This is a genomic window from Candidatus Bathyarchaeota archaeon (assembly GCA_029882535.1).
Classification (GTDB): domain Archaea; phylum Thermoproteota; class Bathyarchaeia; order Bathyarchaeales; family SOJC01; genus JAOUKM01.
In genome coordinates this window covers 1-20,362 of the sequence record JAOUKM010000019.1, presented here as the reverse complement: position 1 = coordinate 20,362, position 20,362 = coordinate 1, and the positions used below count along the sequence as shown (strand labels likewise).

The following is a 20,362-nucleotide window of genomic DNA, read 5'->3' as shown; positions in this document are numbered from 1 at the left end:
ATGGTTGAAAAAAGCAGACGACTCGCTCTGTTAGAGGGCATTGCAGCAGGCATACTTTTTGGCACTGCAGCCGTATTCATCCGCCTCTTAACCGACATAAACGTTTTTTCGATAGCCCTTTGGCGGCTGATAATAGCCTCAGCAGTACTAACCCTCATAATATTAGCTTTCAAAAGAAAACTCGGTGCCAAATTGATTCGGAATAATTTTAAGCATTTTCTAGTCTTGGGGATGCTGCTGGGCACTCATTTCATTCTCTTTGTCTCCGCAGTGAAAGACACAACCATCTTAAACGCAACAGTACTCGTAAACACGACGCCCATTTTCTCCATAATCATATCCACGTTTCTTTACCGCATAAAACCGTCAAAACTGGCTCTAGCTGGCATAGCATTGTTGTTCATTGGAGCAGGCATCATAGCCTACGGAGACGCCAGCACAGGGGAGACCGCTAGCTTGATAGGAGATCTAGAAGCAATGTTGGCAGCGGTTGCAGAGGGCTTCTACCTTAACTATGGCAGAGAAAAACGCAGCCGACTCCCACTCTTACCAACCATGCTTTTCATATACTTAGCAGCAGCCTTCACAGTCAGCGCAACAACAGTCTTAACCGGAGCAATCTTTGAATTCTCAAACAGCTTAGAAATGCTTCTGATCTTAATAGGGCTCGGTGTCTTACCGACCGCCGCAGCTCACACTCTATATTTCTCTTCACTGTCCAACCTGAAGTCTTTCGAAACCGCCTCTATGGCGCTCCTTGAACCTTTAGGCGCAACTCTTCTAGGCGTTGCTATTTTTGCAGAAATTCCGACGCCGATTTTTGTTCTAGGCGCGGTTCTGTTGCTTGTAGGAATTTTTTCAGTAGCATCAGGTGAATAGCTGAAAGAGAATAAATGAAAGCTACTCTTCGATAACTAGCTTTTTCTCTTTGATTACAAACGCGTTTTCTCTTCCAGCGATCACTCGGAAATCTTTCAGTTCTGCTTTGTGTAGAAATTTGCGAAGAAGAGTTCGTAGATAGGATCTAGAAAACGGCTTCTCTTCTTCATAGCTTAAGATTATTTCGCTGCCAGTCATGTCGACTTCTACACCTTCCAGCTTTTCTTCAAGGAAATCAGCTAGTTCTTTCACTGTGTCGCCATCAGCACTTTTGCGCAACTCCGAGATTTCAATAGGAATTTTTGACACTGTCTCTCCCTCCTCTCAATGTCTAACGAGGATAATTCTAACTTCGTCACAAGTATCTTCGCAAGAATCTGCTGCGCGTTCAATTGCTTCGAATAGCTGGCTTGTTAAAATGGCGATTCCAGCTTTCAGATCTGTCTCTTTAGCAAGCAATCGACGGGCGTTTTCGTGTAAATCGTCAACCTTTTCTTCTTGTCGTTCCACTTCATCTGCTGCCTCCAAAGCTTCTTCTGGTTTATCAACCATTTTATCTATGCTTCTTAAAAGCGACAAAGCGCACTCCTTGAGACCCTTAACCATTTCTATAGATGCTCTTTTCAAACTTTGTGGGACTTCTTCCATGGGAATCACGTTGAGCAACCTTGTAGCCTCTCTACACCAGTCTGCCACCATGTCCACCCGCTTCATCAGATGCATCAAGTCTTCCCTGTCTTCAGGCGGTAGTTCTCCTTGGGAAAGCTCGTCCATAAATTTCCTTCTCAGAGTGTCTGCTTCTTTTTCAGCTCGTGTGATATTGTCAACAAGCGATTTTGTTTCTTTTGCTTTGTTTGAAACAGCTGCTTCTACTGCCTTTTCTAGGTCGTCTACAATGGACATTGTTGTCGTGAGGTGTCGTCTCATCGTTTTTAACGCGTGTGTCTCTCGACGTTTTTTGAACCAATTAAGTAATTCACTCATTAACAAGCAACCCTAGACGCTTTCTGCGGTTTTTGAACTATTTAAGTTCATCCTTTATAACAGTTTTTTCTTCATAGCTAACTAGTGAAGAATTTATGTCAGATCGCCCGTCGAGAGTATTATCACAGCAACGCTCATATAATTCTCCTGCTCATCATCCACAAGCAACAAGGTGTGTTCAAACTTAAGGACTTTGCGCTCGGAACTCCAACCGTTCTACACCTTTACCCTTAGAAACCCGCCCAAGAATTCTTATGACACCAAGCTCACCAGTACTTTTTACATGTGTTCCACCACAAGCACATGCATGTAAATCCTTAACCTCCACAATCCGCACTTGTGAAACGTTGGATGGAAGTGTTTTCAAGCTTTCGTGAAATTTCTCAACGTATTTTTCAGCTTCCACACGGCTCATAATCCTTATTTCAATAGCCCGATTCTCTTTAACCATGCTATTTGCAACGTCTTCAATTCTTTGAAACACGGGTCTTAACGAATTTTCTAGAGCTAGATCTAACCGCGCCTTGTCAACATCAAGTCCTGAGCCTACAATTTCTGCAGGACTGTTTAGAACACATCTGATGGCTTCTGCCATAATATGAGCTGCAGTGTGGTTTTTCATCAACGAATACCGACGTTTCCAGTCGATGACTCCTCTAATTACTCTTCTTTGCTTGATTTCACCAACCATGTTATCTGTCAGATGCAAAATTCGTCCTTTGTTCCATCGAACGTCCACGATATCAGCTTTACCAATTTCCTCTTCAATTATACCTTTGTCTGAGGGTTGACCTCCACCAGTTGGATAGAAAGCTGTGTTATCAAGAACTATAGTAACTAATCCATCATTTTTGGTTACTTGAAGAACCTTAGCTTTGAACTCACGCAAATAAGCATCATCGTAGTAAAGAAGCCTTGTTGCCGGAATTTTTTCCACGTAATTTCACCGTGAGATTCTCGTTTTTAGGTAGAAAGTAAAATAGCTCCCAACTTATATAATACATCTACTCGGTTTGACGAGGGAAAAAGTAGTGGATGTATTTGAAGCCATAAAAGACAGAAGAAGCATCCGCGTCTTTGAAAGAGAAGCGATATCCGAAGAACATGTTGAAAGGCTTATTGATGCAGCAAGACATGCGCCTTCAGCAGGTAACATTCAGCCGTGGGAATTCGTCATAGTAAGAGACCAGCAGATAAAGCGGCAGCTCTCAGTTGCCGCCTTGAACCAAACTTTCATTGAAGAAGCTCCTGTTGTAATCGTGGTTTGTGCAAACGAAGCGCGCTCTGGCCAAGGTTATGGAAGTCGCGGAGTGAACCTTTATTGCATTCAAGACACCGCTGCAGCCACAGAAAACATTTTGTTAGCAGCGTATGCCATGGGACTTGGCGCCTGCTGGGTTGGGGCTTTCCGAGAAGAGATGGTAAGGCAAGCTTTAAACACTCCTACCCATGTGAGACCAGTTGCAATCGTTCCTGTAGGAAATACTTCTGAGAAACCGGCGCCACGAGGACGAAGACCTATGAGAGAGATTGTTCATCGAGAAACTTTCTGAACACATCAACTTTGGTCGTATTGATAAGGAACGTGTAGAGGGTTTTATTCTAATCTCCTTTCCGCTTCCTTGAGCATATTAATTACTGGAAGATTATAAGGACACTTTTCCTCGCATTCGCCACATTCTGTACAGCTATTTACTCTCGTTCGCAGTTTTGGATACTGTTCTCTCGTCCAGTTCTTTATATTGAAAAAGCGATGATAGACGTCCCACTTTAGAATCATCATTATTTCGACACCATCTGGACATGGCGTACATAACCCGCATTCTCGGCAGAACGGTTCTGGGAGTTCTCCGAATTTGTAGGCAATCTTCTCTTCATGAGTGAGCCCTTTGAACTCTTCTGCAATCTTGACAACATGGTCTACTTCTTCTGTAGACCGTAGTCCGGGTATAACAGTGTCTATGTCATGGGCAAATACGAACTTCAGTGAACGCTCTGCCCTTTCAATTCCATCTTTTCCGAAATGGTCAATGAACTCTGATGGATCAGGCCAGTCTAACTCAGGTTTACCCAAAAATCGAGCGCCCCACTGAGGATACTGCAGCGGAGCTCCACATCCACCCATTGGCTTCATGATAATTACTCCCACATCCAATTCCTTAGCTAATGGAATTAATTCCTCGGTAGCTTTCCTATCAAGGACGTTCAAGGGCACTAGAACGGTGTCAAACTTTCCCGTTTTTATAGCTTTTCCTAGAACATAGGGATTGTGGCCAGTGATTCCTATATAGTCAATTTTTCCTTGAGCCTTGGCTTCCTCAAGAGCTTTCAAACTTCCTTCAGAGTTCGTGGCTTTCTTGAGAACTTCTTCATTGTCGATGCCATGGAGTTGAACAAGGTCTATTCGATCAGTCTGTAAGTTCCTAAGACTGTGTTTGATACCGGCTCTAGCCGCAGCCTCTTTGGTTCGCTGATGAGTTTTGGTTGCTATGACTATTCGATCTCTCACATCTTTCAATGCTGCTCCCATTTTCTCTTCGCTGTCTCCGTAGGCTCTGGCAGTGTCGAAGTAGTTTATTCCCCTTTCGTAAGCGTATCTCACAACCTTCTCTGCCTCATCCCTAGAGAGCGCTATTATGGGTATGCCTCCAAAACCAACAATTGAAACCTGCAAATCTGTTCTTCCTAGTCTCCTTTTCTGCATTGTTGTCAAGCGTCTCCGCTAGGATTGGGGAGGAATTGTATAAAAAGGTGTCTTTTTATGCACACTGGGTTGTTATTATAGTGCGTTTTTCTAGCTTATTGAAAAGCTTATTTTTTAATAGCTAACCTCGTTAAGTTAGACGTGAGGAAATCTCTTGAAGTTCTCTTTGATGGCCGATTGCTATGAGAAAATTGAGGCTACAACCAAAAGACTTGAGATGACCGACTATTTGGTAGAGCTTCTTAAACTTACCTCAAAGGACATTATAGACAAAGTTGTTTACCTGACACAGGGAAAACTGTATCCTGATTTTGTTGACGTTCAAACTGGCATAGCTGAGAAACTTGCCGTACAAGCGGTTGCAAAGGCAACTGGGAAAAGTGAGAAAGAAATCAGGGAAGACCTGGCTAAAACGGGAGACACAGGCGAAACCGCCCAAAAATTCCTCGCAAAAAAGATCCAAGCAACATTATTAAAAGGGATACCCTTAACAGTTGAAAAAGTCTACGACATACTCGACAAGATGGCGAGAGCGTCTGGCACAGGGTCAATGGATAAGAAGTTAAGCCTCATCGCAGGGCTATTGACAAGTGTCACACCAAAAGAAGCAAAATACATCATAAGAATCATAACAGGAAACCTAAGACTAGGAATCGCGGACATGACTGTCTTAGACGCGCTAGCAATCGCCTACGGAGGAGGAAAAGAAGCAAGAGATGCGTTGGAAAGAGCCTACAACATCTCTTCAGACCTCGGAAAAGTGGCCAAGACAGTTGCAGAAAAAGGACTGGAGGGTGCCTCAAAATTTGAGGTATCAGTTGGAAACCCTATACGCTCAATGCTTGCAGAACGATTAGGTTCGCCAGAAGAAATCTTAGCGAAACTAGGCGGCAAATGCATCGCAGAATTCAAATATGACGGGGAGCGCGTGCAAGCCCACAAACAAGGCGACCATGTTCTTCTTTTTTCGCGTCGCCTAGAAAACATCACAAACCAGTATCCCGATGCTGCAGAACTTTTCAAAAAACACGTTAAAGCAAAGAACGCCATCATCGAGGCCGAATGTGTCGCCGTAGACATAGACACTAGCGAAATGAAACCCTTTCAAGAATTGATGCACCGCAGACGAAAATACGGCGTTAAAAAGGCGATGGAAGAATACCCCGTCTCGCTTTTCGTGTTTGATGTATTGTACGCTGACGAAGAAGACTACACTCTGAAACCCTATTTAACTCGGCACAAAAAGCTTGAACAAATAATCATAGAAAGCAACCGCGTGAAAAAAGCAGAATCCTTGCTCGTAGACAGTGATGAAGACATAGAACGTTTTTTCGAAAAAGCTGTGGAAGACGGATGCGAAGGTATCATGTGCAAATCAATAGCCAAAGACTCAGTTTATCAGGCGGGTTCAAGAGGTTGGATGTGGATAAAGTACAAACGGGAATACAAAAGCGAAATGACCGACACTGTGGACTTGGTAGTCGTTGGAGCCTTTCACGGCAGAGGAAAACGCGCAGGAACATATGGAGCGTTGCTTCTAGCTGCTTACAATCCTAGTAAAGACACGTTTGAAACAGTAACAAAATGCGGAACAGGCTTTACCGATAAAGACTTGGAGAAAATACCTAAAATGATGAAAAAACACAAGATTACCCACAAGCATCCAAGAGTGCAGACGATGCTTAACGCAGATGTATGGTTTGAGCCCATTGTTGTGATCGATGTTCTTGGCGCTGAAATTACCTTAAGCCCCATTCACACATGTGCAATGGACGCAATTCGCAGAGGAAGCGGGTTAGCTATAAGGTTTCCTCGATTCACCGGAAACTACAGGCTTGATAAGTCAGCGGAAGATGCGACGACAAGTAAGGAAATAGTGGAGATGTATCAAAATCAGTTGAAGAAAGTGAGCGAAAGTTAAAAGACTTAGGCGTTAGCGAGAGGTTAAAGAATCTTAGTGTACTATATGAATCTTAGTGAGATTTGACTAAAAGTGGTGTCAATGACAAAAAGACAAAAACGAAAGACGGCAGAAAAGGGTTTAAACAGAAAACTGTTGTACGGGGTTGTTTTAGCTACGCTCATCACGTTGGCTGCATTGGTTACGTATTACCTATTTTTTCAGCCACACACAGAAAATTGGGCAGCTGCCATAATTGACCAAGTAACCATTAAAAGCGATCTATTCAATAAAGATTTCAATGATACAGCTACTTCTATATTTAACGTTTCAGGGTTTGATGTGAAATATTATCCCAGCGACGATGTTACTGTGGACTTTTACAAAGACCTCCCCTCAAAAGGGGGCAAAATAATAATTTTAAGAGTACACTCGTCTGTGAGAAACGAAAGTGATTTTGTTGACTTGTTCACCTCAGAACTCCACAATAAAGAAAAAGAAATACGATACTCTGCAGAATATGGAAACCAGCTTAGTGTCGCTGAGTTTCTAATTACTGGCGACAGATATTTTGCAATTGGTCCTACTTTTGTAAATTTTAGTGTGAGGGGACGATTTGACAGCAGTTGTGTAGTTGTTTTGATGGGATGCGACAGTCTTAACAAAACGAGTATGGCAGAGGCGTTGATTGGGAGGGGCGCTAAAGTTGTTATAGGCTGGACCCGTTCGGTAGAATTGGAAGAAACCGACGAGTCTACTTTAGACTTGCTTCAGTGTTTACTTGCTGAGGACCCTTATACCATTCAGGGTGCTGTAAAGAAGGTTAATGAAACCTCTCATTATCCTTATAGGACATCGCTGGATTATTATCCAAAAAAAGCAGGCAGTTATGTTGTTCCGACGAGAGAGAATGAAACGTCTTTATACTTGATGAAGGTATCTTTTCAGGTTTTGCTCTTGGTTACTTTAGCTAAGTGGAAACGGGATAGTGTAGATGTTTTTTGACTGAAGCGAAACGGTTTGTTTATTCTTTGGCTTGCGTTTCTACGGTGCTTTGTGATTGTGTTTTTCCGAATGTTATTGTGGTGGGTTTGGGTTTGGTGTAGGTTGGTGTTGTTGAGGTTGGAGTTGTTGTGGGACGAGGTGGTGTTTTGAGGTTTTCGTGGTGTTTTGAAACGATTAGGTAGAGACGGTCTCTTAGGTCTATTCCTATTGGTTTCAGTGCTTTGAGTTGTTTGATTTTGTTGGCCAATACATTGTCTTCAAGGGTCTGAGCTATCCATTTTTCGAAGTCGTCTCGGTAGAGATGGAATTCTAATGATTTGATGTTTACGTCTAGGATTTCTTTGACGAATTCTTCTAGTGATGTGGCGCTTTTTCCTGTGTAGTTTCCTATTGAGGTGAAGAAGTAAAATGCTTTTTCTCTAGGTAGGGTTCTTAGGATTCTGGATGTTTGGGGGTTACTCAACATAATTTTCTCCGTTAATGTTTGTCGTTTTACTTATAGGTTGGTTTCAAGATTTAAAAGTTAGCTTTAACGAAAAGCCGTTAGTTGTCGGTTTGTTTGTGCGCCACTCCCTCTAGACTAACCTTGATTCTTTGCTTCAAACAGGCATTAAATAGATCAAAATACATGAGTGAAGCTTTTCTGTTTCTCAGAACGTCACTCTAGAAGCAATGAGATTACATAAAAACTACAATGTTCGGCCTTCACTTACAAAAAATCTCGCCTTAGAGCTTAAAGCGAAGTATAGCTGCGATTCCGCCAAACGCGTTTTTCAACATCTGTCCCTCCTCAGTATCCATCGAAACTATCTCTACATTTGCATTTGCCTGATCAGCCAGCTCCGCCAGTTCTTCAACAATGTCTTCCACCTCATCCGCAACAAGAGACGGCGACTTACACTTTGGACACGGCTGACCAGTAAGACTTTGCCGAAAACCTTCCCCCTCCCTGCTTTTCATCGTCTCCTTCTTGCTGTAGTTGCAAGCTGTGCATTTCACCGTCACCCTAACAATATCCAAAGCATCCGACAACAGCAAAGTCCTCACCGCCCCCATCTTCAAAGTACGCCTAACTTCATCTTCGCCATAAGTAGCCAAGTCAGTGTCATGTCCAACCTCGTAGAGAAAATCCTGCATAAGCTTCCTCTCCTCCACATAACGAACCCGCCGCATAATCTCAGGCGCCTTCTCTACAACCTCCTTCACCCCCTGCTCACTCACATAAGCAGTATCTATGTTAGCAAGAACCTTATCCTTCAACTGATAATGCAGATAATCACCCTTCTGAAAATCATACTTTATCGGACCAGGACCCGCAACAATAATCCCCTTCAAATTTTCTATTCCAAGAAAAATATCCGTAGCATGACTACCGACACGGGTAAAAAACTCCAATATCTTAGCCTCTCTCTGACGCTCAAAACGCCTCGCCGATTGTCCACCCGCCCGCATCTTACCTGGAACGCCAGAAGTAATTTCTTTCACAATGTTCAAGCGTCTACCCTGCAAAACCGCAAAAGTAGCTGCACTCGAATCCACTAGTAGGATTCCATAAGTTTCCTTCTCTTTCAACATTTCCTGCAAGTATTCAGTGTGAAACCTTGAGTCACAGCGGTATAGGTTTATGCTAATGGGTTCTGGCGGTGTCAAGACGTAGGTTTCGTTTCTTTCGCTGCCTGGACCATTCCGCGGTATGGTGCCGCTGAAAATTACCAAACCATTCTCAGGCACTTTCTTAAACAGCTTTAACCGCTGCTGAACCTTTGTGATAGCATCTTGAACGTTGCTTCTCGTTGTGTCGGATTTTATGTTTGCAGCGGTGCCGTATTCTTGCCTAAGTGTGTTAAGAACTTCGCTGATTTGCTTTCCTGGAGGAACGTATAGGCTAACAAGCTCTGTTCCACGTCCTTCTTTGCGAGTCAGTGTGTCCAATGCTTTTTTGAGGCGAAACCGCTCGAGTGAAGTTCGTTTTCTGCTAGATTTGCTCAACCTACGCTTCCACACGTGGTAAGGCTACATTACGTGTCTGACAGATAAAAGTTGCCATCAAAATCTAACGCTATTATTTATTAGTAAGTACCACAGTTTTTGATAAACCCATGAACAACCAGAGTCAAACTCAACCTCGCCTAAGAAACGATTCTACTAAATTCAAAGTTTGAACATAATGGAGACAGCGAGAATGAATAGGAAGACATTGCTGTTAACTGCTGTGCTGCTAATCATTGGCGTGTCATTTGCTATTGGAGTCTATTCGTATACAGAAGCAGCTAAATCGTCTTGGCTAAAATTGGACGCATACATGACTTACGAGCAGCTTTTCATATGGACTGGACATAATGAAACGGAGTACATGACATGGAACATAACCAAGCTTGGAGACAACTTTGCTGAATTGCACTTGATCTCTAATGGAGTAAATGTAACTGAAGGAAATGTAGCACTGACCACTGGTGAAATTAATTGGACGATAAATACAGTTACCCGTGAAATAGTTAATTCTTCAGATACAGAATATATTGGAGAAAAATGGCCACTTTGGATAGAAACAAACGTCACAACAGGGTCTACTATAGACATATTCTATGGAATCAACGATATCAATAGGAGCGAGCAAATTTATGTCTTCGAGCAGCAAAGAGATTGTTGGGTGGTCGAATACAACTGGGCCACGTCCAATATGGAGCGCTGGTATGACAAATCCTCCGGGATATGCCTCAAGATTCATGTGGTTTTGTATTATCCTGGCACTACAATAGAAATTACAGAAACTGCAGTGTCGACTAATGTTGATTTGTATGCATACATGACGGTATATGAAGTAATCTTTCTTCCCGTTCTAGCCCTTTTCGTTGGCATTATTGCGGCTATGCTGGGCATCGGAGGCGGAGTTTTCATAGTACCTGCCTTACAACTGCTACCCCTAAGCATCGAATTTTCTCCGCAGATAGCTGCTGGAACAAGTCTCGCTATGATTGTGTTTAAAGCTTTGTCATCTACGAGTAGTTATGTAAGACAAGAAAGAATAGACTATAAAGTAGGTTTATTCTTAGCCACAGTTACAGTGCCAGGCGCTTTCTTAGGAGCATATTTGACGGCTATTATTGCTAAAGAACTGTTGATATTAATTTTCGCCTTGTTTATACTCTACGTTGCTTCTCGAATGATTTTTTCATACAGTTTGAGCAACTTCAAGCTGTTAAAAAGCCGTAAAACAGGCTGGACTCGGCGGCTTGTAGACTCTGAGGGCAAAGTCTTTGACTATATTGCAGATATGAAAATTGGCTTGCCCTTGAGCTTCTTTGCTGGTGTTTCTTCAGGCCTATTAGGTATCGGCGGTGGTGCTTTGCTGGTTCCAATTCTACATTTTGCTCTCTCTTTTCCTATGCATCTGGCGGTTGCTACTTCGGTTTTTATTATGATTTTTACGTCGCTTTCTGGGGTCGTGACTCATTTATCTCTTGGGAACGTTCAGTTTGGTTATGCGCTTCTTCTCGGTGTTGGCGTTATTTTTGGAGCACAGATGGGTGCATATGTTTCTAGGCGTGTTTCGAGTAAGAATCTGCAGAGAATTTTCGGCTTGGTTTTGGTGTTTGTTAGTCTGCGGATGATTCTAAAGTTTCTAGGCTGGGCATGAAAATAGTAAACATCTTTTATTAACTTTCGGCGACCAATAGCTCATCGAAGGCTTGTAAGTTGCAGTCTAAAGAATCAACTCAACTGCGAATATACTCTGACGGGGCTTCAAGAGGGAACCCGGGACCTGCAGCTATAGCTGTTAAGATAGTGGATAAAAGCGGAGTTGTGATGAAGAAGGTTTCTAAGTTTTTGGGAAGAAGAACTAATAACGAGACTGAATATGAGGCATTGATAATCGCCCTAGAACTGGCGCGTGACTTTACAGATGGCTATGTGCACTGTTTTCTAGACAGCGAATTGGTGGTAAAACAGCTTAATGGAGAATATCAGGTTAGAAATCCTCGACTGGAGAGTCTTTGGCTGAAAGTTCATGAACTCCAGCAACATTTTCACAGGGTATCCTTCAGTTATGTTTCAAGAACAAACAAAGACATAGAAGAAGTGGATAAGCTGGCAAACCGGGTATTGGATAAAGTTCGTCGTTAACACTTAGAGGTTAAGGTTAATAGAAACATGTTCCTTGTTTTACCTAAACGGAGTAGGCTATGAACTCGAATTTATCCGAAACATTGCAAAGATTTCTTTTCGCCATCGTTTTAGTAATCAGTTTCTTCATTGTCTTCACGTATCTGCTTTCGATGGGTTTGGGAATTTTAGTTTTTTTCTCCACAGCAGAAGGTCTAAAATTCAGCCAAGACACAATACCTCTCCATCCACTGTTCATTATAGATGTAACGATACCCGTAAACGTTGGATTGTACTTCATATTTCTCTGGTGGGTTTTTGCACTTTGTTTTGCTGCTGCTTGGAAATACAGAAAAAGCCTTTCCAGAGCCCGAGAATCCTTTTCCAGTGCCGCTAAACAAAGTCCTTTCAGCAACAACTTGCTCGCCATGCCGCTAATAACATCTATGTTGCTAGTAGCTACAATAGTATTGAATCACTTACAAACGCAAGGTGGGATTCCCACGGGTTCTATACCTATAAGTGACCCGTTTCTGGGCTTCCTCATAGTTTCACGGGCTCCACTAGTTGAAGAGATAATTTTTCGCATAATTCCAATAGGAACCTTTTTGGTAACTTACATTTTTCTTGCTGGAAAAAGGACGAGGCCTGATTTTTCTTGGAGTCAACGGTTGAAGACTAGCATTTTGTCTGTTTTGCAGCCTGAGAAGGCGAAGGAAACTGTTGACTTGAAAACCATCGGCAAGGGTGGTTTGTTTGGAGGGGTGATTTGGGCTGAATGGGTAATGGTGTTTCTAACGGCTTCTCTTTTCGGTATCGCCCATTATTTTGGCGGTTGGGAGCCGGGGAAAATCTCTCAAGCGGCTATGAGCGGCGCTGTTTTTGCTTTAGCATATCTTTATTATGGAGTTCAAGCGCCGATTTTGCTTCACTGGTATTTTAACTATTACTTTACCGTTTTTGACTTGTCATCAAGTTACTATTCTGCCGAAGTAGACTTTGCTTATTTCTTAGCTGTTTCAACAAATCTTTTCCTAGGAATACTAATGTGGATAGCAGTAATGATTTTTAGCATAATAACCATTTTCAAAGTGTTGAGAAGGAAGCCTAAACCTATACCTGTTCCTGAACCGCCGTCCTTTGCAAGCCTCTAGTCAATCTTTTTTTAAAGTAGTTTAAACACATCTTCAATGTCGACTAGGTGTTGCTGACGGTTTTTCATGTCTCGCAACATTACTTTTCTTTCTTTAAGCTCCTTTGGACCAAGAATAACCGCATGCGCCACTTTTCTCCTGTCAGCGTCCTGCAAAGCCCGAGAAATTGAGCGCCGCATAACCTCCAACTCTGCAGCAACTCCTTTTTTCCTTAGCCGCAACGCTAATTCCATTGCTTTTGGAACCGTTTTTTCACCTATAGGAATTACAGCCACAATTTTTTTAGAGGATTCTGGTGCGACGTTTTGCTTGTCTATTGCCAAGGCGATACGGTCTAGCCCATGAGCCACTCCCACTGCTGGTGTCGATTCTCCTCCGAACATTTCAACGAGTTTGTCGTATCGTCCACCGCCGCCTAATGAAATCTCCATTTCAGGAACAAGCGGTTCAAAAATCATCCCCGTATAATATTCTAGACCGCGTGCAAATCTCGCTTCAATTGACATGTCGAATTTTATTCCACCTTCTTTGCAGAGCCCAATGATTTGCTGTAGGTTTTCTACTGCAGCAACCGAGCTTGCATATTCCTTTAGCTTCTTCTTGACCTGCGTTAAGACTCTGGAACCGTCTTTTCCTTTAGCTTCAAAGATTTCTTTCAGAGCCATTATACCCTTCTCTGAAACGCCAAATCCTCTCGCAGTTCCAAGTGCTTCATCCCATCTTTTAGTGTCTAAAAGCTGCATCACAATGTTTTGCTCTTCGTCTTTTACACCTTCCTCGAACAACACTCCCCGCAAGATGCCTACATGGCCTATTTTGAACCGGTAGTTGCGAAGTCCAAGCTTTTGCATAAGATGGTTGGTGAGAGCGAGAACTTCAATGTCTGCCTCGGGTTTGCTGCTGCCGATGATTTCGAAGTTTGATTGCCAAAACTCTCGGTAACGACCAAACTGCGGCTCGTCATACCGATACAATGTGCCCGTTGAAAATAACCTCAAGGGTTTAGGCTCGTTTCGTAGAGTGGTCGCCATCAATCTGGCAATAGAAGCGGTGAATTCAGGTCTCAAGGCTACTTTTCGTCCAGCCAAATCGTTGAAGGCATACAACCGTGCTTTAATTTCTTCTCCAGACTTTGCCGCCAATAAGTCATAATACTCTACAAGAGGCGTGATTATTTCCTCGAAGCCATACAGCCGTGCAACTTCTTTTGTAACAGCCTCAACATGTCTCAGTTTTTCTGCGTCTGACGGCAGAAAGTCCCGCATTCCCCTAACAGTTTGAAATTTAGGCAAGGAAATTCCTCTACATCTTTTTCATTGTTAGCTTTGAAAGAGTATAATAAACAACTTCTCCGCGACGATTTACGACTCCCAACACTAACTTCTTTTTCAAGCTTTGAACATGCTTCAACACATGAGCCAACTCTTTAACCGAAATAGGCTTACCTTCTTGAATCCCGAGAATAAGATAAGTAGCTGTTGCTTTCCCATACTCTCCCCTTTCATAAACTCGAAAATCGATTCCTAAGCCAAATCCATCTCTCACCACGTAACCACGGCTTCTCAAATCCCGATAGATCAAATACTTCAGCCAAGCATTTTCGTCCACAAGCTCGAACTGATGCAGAAGTTCTTGAAAATCTAAAGCCTTCCGTGATTTTCCCTTGACCACTTCAACCATTCCCTTGCTTTGCAGAAATAGAGCTTCGTAGAAACTTAGAGCCAATTTTTTGTTTTCTAATGTTCCATAGCCGCGAGAAGTCAGGTTTTCAAAATTGCCACTAGCTGAAACTGTAACGCCTTTTTTTGAAAGCAAGCCTTTAATCTTTTTAATCTCAGAATTTCGAGAGTCCTTGGCTTGTTGTTCATTTTTCTTCAAAGTCTCATCCTGCCGCACAAACTAATAGCATACAAATTAGGAGATATATACCTAGCCTTCAAACAGTTGAAATTTTTTGGAAATTTGCTGGGGAAATGATGCCTTTTTCATAGATTATTGCAGTAACGTATTTTAAAGGTGTAATGTCGAAAGCTGGATTAAAGGCAGACACTCCTTTCGGAGCAACTTGCACACCGCCAAATTTAACAACTTCTTCTATACTCCGCTCTTCGACAACCACGTCTTTTGCTGATTGTTCCATATCGAACGTTGTGTTTGGAGCAGCAACATAGAAAGGAACCTTATGCTCATGAGCCAACACGGCTATCATGTAGGTGCCGATTTTGTTAACTACCGCATCCTTTACTATTCTATCTGCTCCCACCACCACTTTATTAACAAATCCTTTAGACATGACATAGCCCACCATACTGTCCGTAATTAAAGTAACCGGAATACCATCGCGAAACAACTCGTAAGCAGTTAACCGTGCACCTTGAAGCAAAGGACGAGTTTCCGTTGCAATAATTTTGATGCCCTTGCCCTTTTTCCAAGCAGTTCTTATTACTCCTAGCGCAGTGCCATAATCTACTGTTGCCAAGCTGCCTGCATTACAGTGCGTTAACACGGTGTCTCCGCTGTCTATGAGTGTAGAGCCGTATTCTCCAATTTTGCGGTTTACATCAACATCTTCATTCGCTATTCTTTTTGCTTCTTCAACTACGGCTTTCACAACAGCCATTGCATCTCCATCCATTTTTCCAGCTTTCTTCATCATCCTGTCTATAGCCCCAAACAGGTTCACTGCAGTTGGTCGAGTTTTCTTTAAAATCTGTGCAGAAGCAGTAAGCTCCTCTATAAGCTGTCTCTTATCTTTAGCCTTTGAATGATATGCTGTCAACGCGAGACCATAAGCTGCCGCTGCTCCTAAAAGTGGTGCGCCACGAATCTGCATAGTTTTGATAGCTTCTGCAATTTCATCACAGCTTGTCATTTTCAAAAGCACTGTTTGATTAGGCAGTTTGGTCTGGTCAATTGTAGTTACTGTGCCGTCTTTCCATTCAATTGTTCGCATATAGTTTCATCCTCGCAGAGTTCTGTTATTGTATTGTCTGTTGATTATATTTTTCGAAGCAGAAACCTCGAGTCTCTCGCAAAAGTACTGAGCTTGCTTTTAGCTGCGTTTAGTGGGAGGGTTCGCTTTTGTAACAACCTCCACTGGGCAGCCTTTAGGGAGGTTCAGGTTTTTTTTCCAGTCTTCTCCAATGGCTATTAACGTGAAAATCCCTGAAAGCTCAGCTTTGGCTTTGCGGACAAGATTGATCAGCGCGTTTTGGGTTTCGCCGGTTTTTATCATATCATCTACCACAAGCACACTGTCTCTTCGTTTGATTGCGTTCTTTGGAACATACAGCGTCATAGTCACACCAGAGTCTCTCAACACGTATGTTTCTTCAAGGAAAGCCGGTACTCCAACTTCTTTGTTCCACTTGGCGACAACAAGGTTGATGCCTAATTGGTTAGACACCATAGTTGCAAGTGGAATACCGTCTACCGCCGCTGTTAAGACTTTAGTTACACGTTTCCCAGCGAAGTTGGCAAGGGCGTGGTGAGCGGCTTGCCGCAAAATGTTATAATCACTTACAATTTCTGTGTTGTCAAAGTATCCGTCACTGTTAAAATGTATTTTTCTGCGCAGTTCAACCTCTAAACCCACCAATTTCTTTAAGGTTTTCCAGAGCTGACGGGCTCTCATAACATTTGGCAAGACGTGACCCTTTGCGTATCGGCTCAAAACTGTGACTGGTAAATCTGTTTTAGCTGATAGTTCTCTGTAAGTGTATTGACGCTTCGCTGTTCGAAGTAACTCAATCGTCATAAGGCGTAGCTTCAAGTCTTCTGCGTGTGTGCTCATCTTTAACCCTTCTATAAACATTAACAAGTTAAATATTAAAGTTACAGTGACTTATTTTTGATTCGATAGAATTTAAAATTTCCGTGCACTTCTGAAGTCATAAACCGTCAATACGGCAGTTCCAGTTGGCGGGCCCGCTGGGATTTGAACCCAGGGTCTCCGGCTTAGAGGGCCGACGCGCTTTCTGGCTAAGAGGGTATCCATGCTACGCCACGGGCCCGCTAGGACACTACAAAGGAGTACACGAAAATATAATTCTTTCACAATGCAATATCTGTAGGCATAGAAAATTGTTCTATAAATATTTATATAAAGTTAAGACTTAAATCTTGCTTCCTTAAGACTTATATATAGGGGAAGGCAATGTCCGAAATTTATAAAGTCCCAATTCCCCTGATTAACTACCTTAATCTTATCGAAAGAAAGAGAAGTCCCTACTACGACTTGATATGCTACCTTGTATTGGATATTGAAAAAAACTATAAAAATAGGCACCCACACAACAGCATCATCTACACAATCAATCCGAGGCTGTTGAAAAAAGAGGTAGAAGATAAAATTCCAAGCGAAAAGTTAACTACTATAAATATCAGCCGCACTGTTTTAGCTCTTTTTTATGGAAGCAAACTACAAAAGGACGAAGATTACTACATTACCACTAGTTCAGGTGGACGTAAGAACTACCACATCAAAGTGAACTCCAGTATTTTGTCGTTGCTTCGAATGCAACTTTAGCTGCTTATTCCACATATATTGCTGGTCTGTAGGGTTTTGCTAGTTGAGCGCGTTTTTTAGGGTCATATCGCTGCTTATCGTCTTCTACGTAAACTTGGACTTCTGCATTTAACTCCCGCTTTAGAAAATCTACCGCCTCAATTAACACAGCGGCCTCGTCTAGTGTTCCAACTAACAGCAGTTTTTCTTTTCTATTTCCCCCTGTTCTGTTAATTTCGTCAACAATTTGGGAGGCGAATTTGGCAATTTCCTTTGCCATCTTCTTCATTTCTTCGTTTTTCATCAGTTCCATCATCAAATCGCTTTGGATAATACTCTCTTTTTCCAGAGACATTACTAGTGCTCCTTTGTATACTTCCCATTTCCATCTCGCCGCCGTGTAATAGCATATTTTCTTTGGAAATATCTTTGTTGCTCGAACTATGCTTAGGGTGTCGTCTAATGTTGATTTGATTAAAGTCTCACTTTTTTCTGCAGTCGGGTTGACTTTGCTTTTGTCGTATTTTGGCCATTCAGCAAGGGAGACAAAGTTTTCTCCGTCCATTTTGTTCCAGATTTCTTCGCAAATATGCGGTGTGAAAGGTGCTAGCAATCGCACCCAGATGTTCAAGGCTTTCAGTAAGGCTTTGGCTTTCATGTTGCCTTTTCTTCTAGCATACCATCGGAAGTCGTTCCAGATTTCAAAGAAGGCATTTTCTGCTGCAGTTCGAGTTTTCAGCATCTCAATGCTTTCGGTAACCGTCTCTATTTTTTGCTGTAGCACGCTGAACAGCCAATCTTCCAACCGTCCTGTTTTTTCGTCTTTTGCTTCTGTAACAATAGTTTCTGCCAATCTGTAGAAAGATTCAAGCTTGTTTTTAACGTCTCGAATGTTTTCGCTTTTCCAGTCAGGGTCATCTATACCTTCGGCACCCAGCAGCGACGCGCAACGAGAAGGGTCGGCACCAAACTGCTCAATGACACTTCGGAAGGTGACAAAGTTGCCTTTCGACTTTGACATTGGTTTTCCTCCAATCATTAGCATACCATTAGCTCCTATCATTTGTGGCCAGTGTTCAGGTGGGAAGAGAGCTGTGTGTTGGAATAGAAAGAAGGTGAGGTGGTTTGGTATCAGTTCTTTTCCGGAGTTTCGCATATCCACTGGATACCAATATAAGAATTCGTTCCGCATCTGCTGTAAGATTTGATTGCCCAGTTTTAACTTATTGGCTACTGCGTCTAAATTGCCTTTTCCATAAAAGACGTAATTAAAGACTTCAGATGTCAGCTGTTCGGGCGCTATGCTGTGCTGTTTGATTTGTTTGTTGATTGTGTAAAAGGCCATGTAAATAGTGGAGTCACTTAGGGTTTCTATAATCCACTCCTTGTTCCAAGGCAGCGGTGTGCCTAAGCCGCTCTTACGGGCACATGGCCAATCGTTTAGCCAGTCTATGGTGCTGAGAAACCATGGTATAGCAGTTTCAGGGTATATTGTTGTGCGATTTAGGGCTTCTTTGGTTTTGTTCTTCCATTCCGGGTCACTGTACTTTAAGAACCATTGTCCCTCCAATATCTTGACGATGCATGGCGTTAGGCATCTGCAAATGACAGGTTGCGTCAAGTCGTACATTGTATCAGCAACGTTTTTCTCCTTTAGATCGTTGATAAGCACCTCTTTGACTTCTCGAACTGTTTTCCCAGCGTATTCGCCACAGATTCTCTTTAAGACTCCGCCGTGGAACTCTTTCTTGTACAGCCATTTTGTAGCTTCTTCTGCTTTAGGGTCGCATTGGTCTTTTACACCCAGTTGGTCAACCACTTCCACAGCGGGATATTCGCCGAATCCTTCGACGTGAATCATGGAGATTGGTTGAATGTCTTTCACTGTGGCTGGCTCGATGCCCAACTCTTTTAAGGAAATAGGGTTTTGCTGCAAATCTTTTAACGCTAGCCAATCAACTGGCGCGTGGGCTGGAACACTGTACACCACCCCAGTTGCGTGTTCTGCGTTGACAAACAACGCTGGCAGAATGGGTAGTTGCTTTTCGATAATGGGGCTTGTAACGTTTTTCCCTATGAGCCTCTTTCCTTTAAAGCGGCGGATTATGGAAACTTTTCGTTTTTGTGCTTTTAGCTTGTTTGCAGCTGTTTCGCTGATTATCCATTTTTCTTCATTTACCTCTGCCTCTACATAGTCTGCTTCTGGGTTTAGCCAAATGTTTGTTACGCCATAGATTGTTTCTGGTCTAAAAGTGGCAGCTGGCAAGTAAGCGTCTCCGTATTTGAACTTCATCAGCGTGTATTCTTCTGGCGCGACACCTTCACCTTCTTGGCGGTCATGGTCACCAGTTGGACTTTCGCAGTGGGGACACCAGACTACTGGATGGGTTCCCTTGACGACGTAGCCTTTTTCACGCAGTCTTTTGTATTGCCACTCGATAAACTTACTGAATTGGGGCGAAGTTGTTTGGAATTCTCTTCGCCAGTCAATAGAAAACCCAGCACGACGAACTGTGTTTCTGTTTTCCCTAGTGTAATACGAAGCCATATAAACAGGGTCAACGAACTTTTTCAAATCTTCTTCTGACACGCCATCGATTTCCCGTAATACTTTGACAAACTTTGCATCTCCCATTTTCACGCGTTCGCTTGCGCCTGCCACGGTTGTTCCAGTCCAGTGCCACGCCCACGGAAACAAAACGTTGTAGCCTTGCATACGCTTGAATCGTGCGTAAGCGTCGACTCGTGTCGCCGTAAAGGCGTGTCCAACGTGGACTGGTCCGTTTGCGTATGAGTATGGGAAGGTGACGAAGCACTTTTTTCGCTTGGGGTCTGGGTTTGCTTCGAAAACTTTTGTTTTTTCCCAAGCTTTCTGCCATTTGGCTTCGATTTGGTGTAGAAGTTCCATGAAAGTTTCTGGATTAGGCGGCGTAGTATTAAAGGTTTTGTCAGCATCTATCGAGGAATCGATCCCTCATTTCTTGCACCACTACACTAGCGGGATAGCGGCTTTTATTTATTTTGCCTTTTTCTTCAATTGATGTCTCAAGACTTCTTCGGCTTTTCGAATTGCATTATCTACTTTGGTGAGTTTTGTTCCACCGCCCTGAGCAAACTCCGCTCTG

The 20,362-nt window shown here is 42.8% G+C and carries 19 protein-coding genes and 1 tRNA gene; 8 read left to right on the top strand and 12 right to left on the bottom strand.

The annotated features are described in order from the left end of the window. On the top strand, positions 1-879 hold the full coding sequence (locus OEX01_06005) for a DMT family transporter (protein ID MDH5448539.1): 879 nt from the start codon (positions 1-3) through the stop codon (positions 877-879). 21 nt (positions 880-900) lie between these two features. On the opposite strand, the gene OEX01_06000 is transcribed toward OEX01_06005, so the two are convergent. The 3 genes from OEX01_06000 to OEX01_05990 form a co-directional block, all read right to left on the bottom strand. Beyond that, positions 901-1,188 (bottom strand): 60S ribosomal protein L22, encoded by a 288-nt coding sequence (locus OEX01_06000; protein MDH5448538.1) that lies wholly within the window; start codon positions 1,186-1,188, stop codon positions 901-903. 15 nt (positions 1,189-1,203) lie between these two features. After that, positions 1,204-1,863, bottom strand: a complete 660-nt coding sequence (locus OEX01_05995; protein MDH5448537.1) for a DUF47 family protein — start codon at positions 1,861-1,863, stop codon at positions 1,204-1,206. Between the two features lie 184 nt (positions 1,864-2,047). Further along, positions 2,048-2,800, bottom strand: coding sequence for an alanine--tRNA ligase-related protein (locus tag OEX01_05990; GenBank protein ID MDH5448536.1), 753 nt, complete (start codon positions 2,798-2,800; stop codon positions 2,048-2,050). Between the two features lie 76 nt (positions 2,801-2,876). Between OEX01_05990 and OEX01_05985 the strand changes: the two genes are divergently transcribed. Beyond that, positions 2,877-3,416 carry a nitroreductase family protein gene (locus tag OEX01_05985; GenBank protein MDH5448535.1) on the top strand — a complete coding sequence of 180 codons (540 nt, stop codon included), beginning with the start codon at positions 2,877-2,879 and terminating at the stop codon, positions 3,414-3,416. Between the two features lie 44 nt (positions 3,417-3,460). Here the strand turns inward: OEX01_05985 and OEX01_05980 are convergent, their stop codons facing one another. Then, complete coding sequence (locus OEX01_05980; GenBank protein ID MDH5448534.1) at positions 3,461-4,567, bottom strand: aldo/keto reductase; 1,107 nt, start codon at positions 4,565-4,567, stop codon at positions 3,461-3,463. Positions 4,568-4,736: 169 nt separating this feature from the next. On the opposite strand from OEX01_05980, the gene OEX01_05975 reads away from it, so the two are divergent. Further along, positions 4,737-6,488, top strand: coding sequence for an ATP-dependent DNA ligase (locus OEX01_05975; protein MDH5448533.1), 1,752 nt, complete (start codon positions 4,737-4,739; stop codon positions 6,486-6,488). An 81-nt stretch (positions 6,489-6,569) separates the two neighbouring features. Continuing rightward, positions 6,570-7,472 carry a hypothetical protein gene (locus tag OEX01_05970; protein ID MDH5448532.1) on the top strand — a complete coding sequence of 301 codons (903 nt, stop codon included), beginning with the start codon at positions 6,570-6,572 and terminating at the stop codon, positions 7,470-7,472. Between the two features lie 19 nt (positions 7,473-7,491). On the opposite strand, the gene OEX01_05965 is transcribed toward OEX01_05970, so the two are convergent. Beyond that, positions 7,492-7,935: a DUF5752 family protein gene (locus tag OEX01_05965; protein MDH5448531.1), complete on the bottom strand. Its 444-nt coding sequence runs from the start codon at positions 7,933-7,935 to the stop codon at positions 7,492-7,494. 263 nt (positions 7,936-8,198) lie between these two features. Continuing rightward, complete coding sequence (gene prf1 / locus OEX01_05960) at positions 8,199-9,461, bottom strand: peptide chain release factor aRF-1 (protein MDH5448530.1); 1,263 nt, start codon at positions 9,459-9,461, stop codon at positions 8,199-8,201. 193 nt (positions 9,462-9,654) lie between these two features. Between prf1 and OEX01_05955 the strand changes: the two genes are divergently transcribed. The 3 genes from OEX01_05955 to OEX01_05945 are packed head-to-tail and all read left to right on the top strand — an operon-like array spanning position 9,655 to position 12,730. Continuing rightward, positions 9,655-11,109, top strand: coding sequence for a sulfite exporter TauE/SafE family protein (locus OEX01_05955; protein MDH5448529.1), 1,455 nt, complete (start codon positions 9,655-9,657; stop codon positions 11,107-11,109). A 59-nt stretch (positions 11,110-11,168) separates the two neighbouring features. After that, positions 11,169-11,597: a ribonuclease HI family protein gene (locus tag OEX01_05950; protein MDH5448528.1), complete on the top strand. Its 429-nt coding sequence runs from the start codon at positions 11,169-11,171 to the stop codon at positions 11,595-11,597. Between the two features lie 59 nt (positions 11,598-11,656). Then, positions 11,657-12,730, top strand: a complete 1,074-nt coding sequence (locus OEX01_05945; protein MDH5448527.1) for a CPBP family glutamic-type intramembrane protease — start codon at positions 11,657-11,659, stop codon at positions 12,728-12,730. A gap of 11 nt (positions 12,731-12,741) precedes the next feature. Here the strand turns inward: OEX01_05945 and hisS are convergent, their stop codons facing one another. The 5 genes from hisS to OEX01_05920 form a co-directional block, all read right to left on the bottom strand. Then, entirely contained in the window at positions 12,742-14,022 is a 1,281-nt protein-coding gene (hisS, locus tag OEX01_05940; protein ID MDH5448526.1) for a histidine--tRNA ligase, read from the bottom strand. A 10-nt stretch (positions 14,023-14,032) separates the two neighbouring features. Continuing rightward, a complete protein-coding gene (gene endA / locus OEX01_05935) occupies positions 14,033-14,608 on the bottom strand; it encodes a tRNA-intron lyase (protein ID MDH5448525.1) in 576 nt (191 codons plus the stop codon). Between the two features lie 58 nt (positions 14,609-14,666). Beyond that, a complete protein-coding gene (gene mtnA / locus OEX01_05930; protein ID MDH5448524.1) occupies positions 14,667-15,683 on the bottom strand; it encodes an S-methyl-5-thioribose-1-phosphate isomerase in 1,017 nt (338 codons plus the stop codon). A gap of 99 nt (positions 15,684-15,782) precedes the next feature. Then, positions 15,783-16,523 carry a phosphoribosyltransferase family protein gene (locus OEX01_05925; GenBank protein MDH5448523.1) on the bottom strand — a complete coding sequence of 247 codons (741 nt, stop codon included), beginning with the start codon at positions 16,521-16,523 and terminating at the stop codon, positions 15,783-15,785. 126 nt (positions 16,524-16,649) lie between these two features. Next, positions 16,650-16,743, bottom strand: a tRNA-Arg gene (locus tag OEX01_05920). A 143-nt stretch (positions 16,744-16,886) separates the two neighbouring features. On the opposite strand from OEX01_05920, the gene OEX01_05915 reads away from it, so the two are divergent. After that, on the top strand, positions 16,887-17,258 hold the full coding sequence (locus tag OEX01_05915) for a hypothetical protein (GenBank protein MDH5448522.1): 372 nt from the start codon (positions 16,887-16,889) through the stop codon (positions 17,256-17,258). A gap of 4 nt (positions 17,259-17,262) precedes the next feature. Here OEX01_05915 and leuS read toward each other — a convergent pair whose 3' ends face one another. Further along, the gene (gene leuS, locus OEX01_05910; GenBank protein MDH5448521.1) at positions 17,263-20,145 is read right to left on the bottom strand and encodes a leucine--tRNA ligase; all 2,883 of its coding nucleotides are present in this window, start codon (positions 20,143-20,145) and stop codon (positions 17,263-17,265) included. Positions 20,146-20,362 lie beyond the last annotated feature (217 nt).

Bases quoted from the DNA above. Each gene is read 5' to 3' on its own strand.
- OEX01_05955 (MDH5448529.1), top strand. From the start codon at position 9,655: ATGAATAGGAAGACATTGCTGTTAACTGCTGTGCTGCTAATCATTGGC.
- OEX01_05980 (MDH5448534.1), bottom strand. From the start codon at position 4,567: ATGCAGAAAAGGAGACTAGGAAGAACAGATTTGCAGGTTTCAATTGTT.
- OEX01_06005 (MDH5448539.1), top strand. From the start codon at position 1: ATGGTTGAAAAAAGCAGACGACTCGCTCTGTTAGAGGGCATTGCAGCA.
- OEX01_05925 (MDH5448523.1), bottom strand. From the start codon at position 16,523: ATGAGCACACACGCAGAAGACTTGAAGCTACGCCTTATGACGATTGAG.
- OEX01_05995 (MDH5448537.1), bottom strand. From the start codon at position 1,863: ATGAGTGAATTACTTAATTGGTTCAAAAAACGTCGAGAGACACACGCG.
- OEX01_05970 (MDH5448532.1), top strand. From the start codon at position 6,570: ATGACAAAAAGACAAAAACGAAAGACGGCAGAAAAGGGTTTAAACAGA.
- OEX01_05945 (MDH5448527.1), top strand. From the start codon at position 11,657: ATGAACTCGAATTTATCCGAAACATTGCAAAGATTTCTTTTCGCCATC.
- OEX01_05975 (MDH5448533.1), top strand. From the start codon at position 4,737: ATGGCCGATTGCTATGAGAAAATTGAGGCTACAACCAAAAGACTTGAG.
- leuS (MDH5448521.1), bottom strand. From the start codon at position 20,145: ATGGAACTTCTACACCAAATCGAAGCCAAATGGCAGAAAGCTTGGGAA.
- mtnA (MDH5448524.1), bottom strand. From the start codon at position 15,683: ATGCGAACAATTGAATGGAAAGACGGCACAGTAACTACAATTGACCAG.
- OEX01_05915 (MDH5448522.1), top strand. From the start codon at position 16,887: ATGTCCGAAATTTATAAAGTCCCAATTCCCCTGATTAACTACCTTAAT.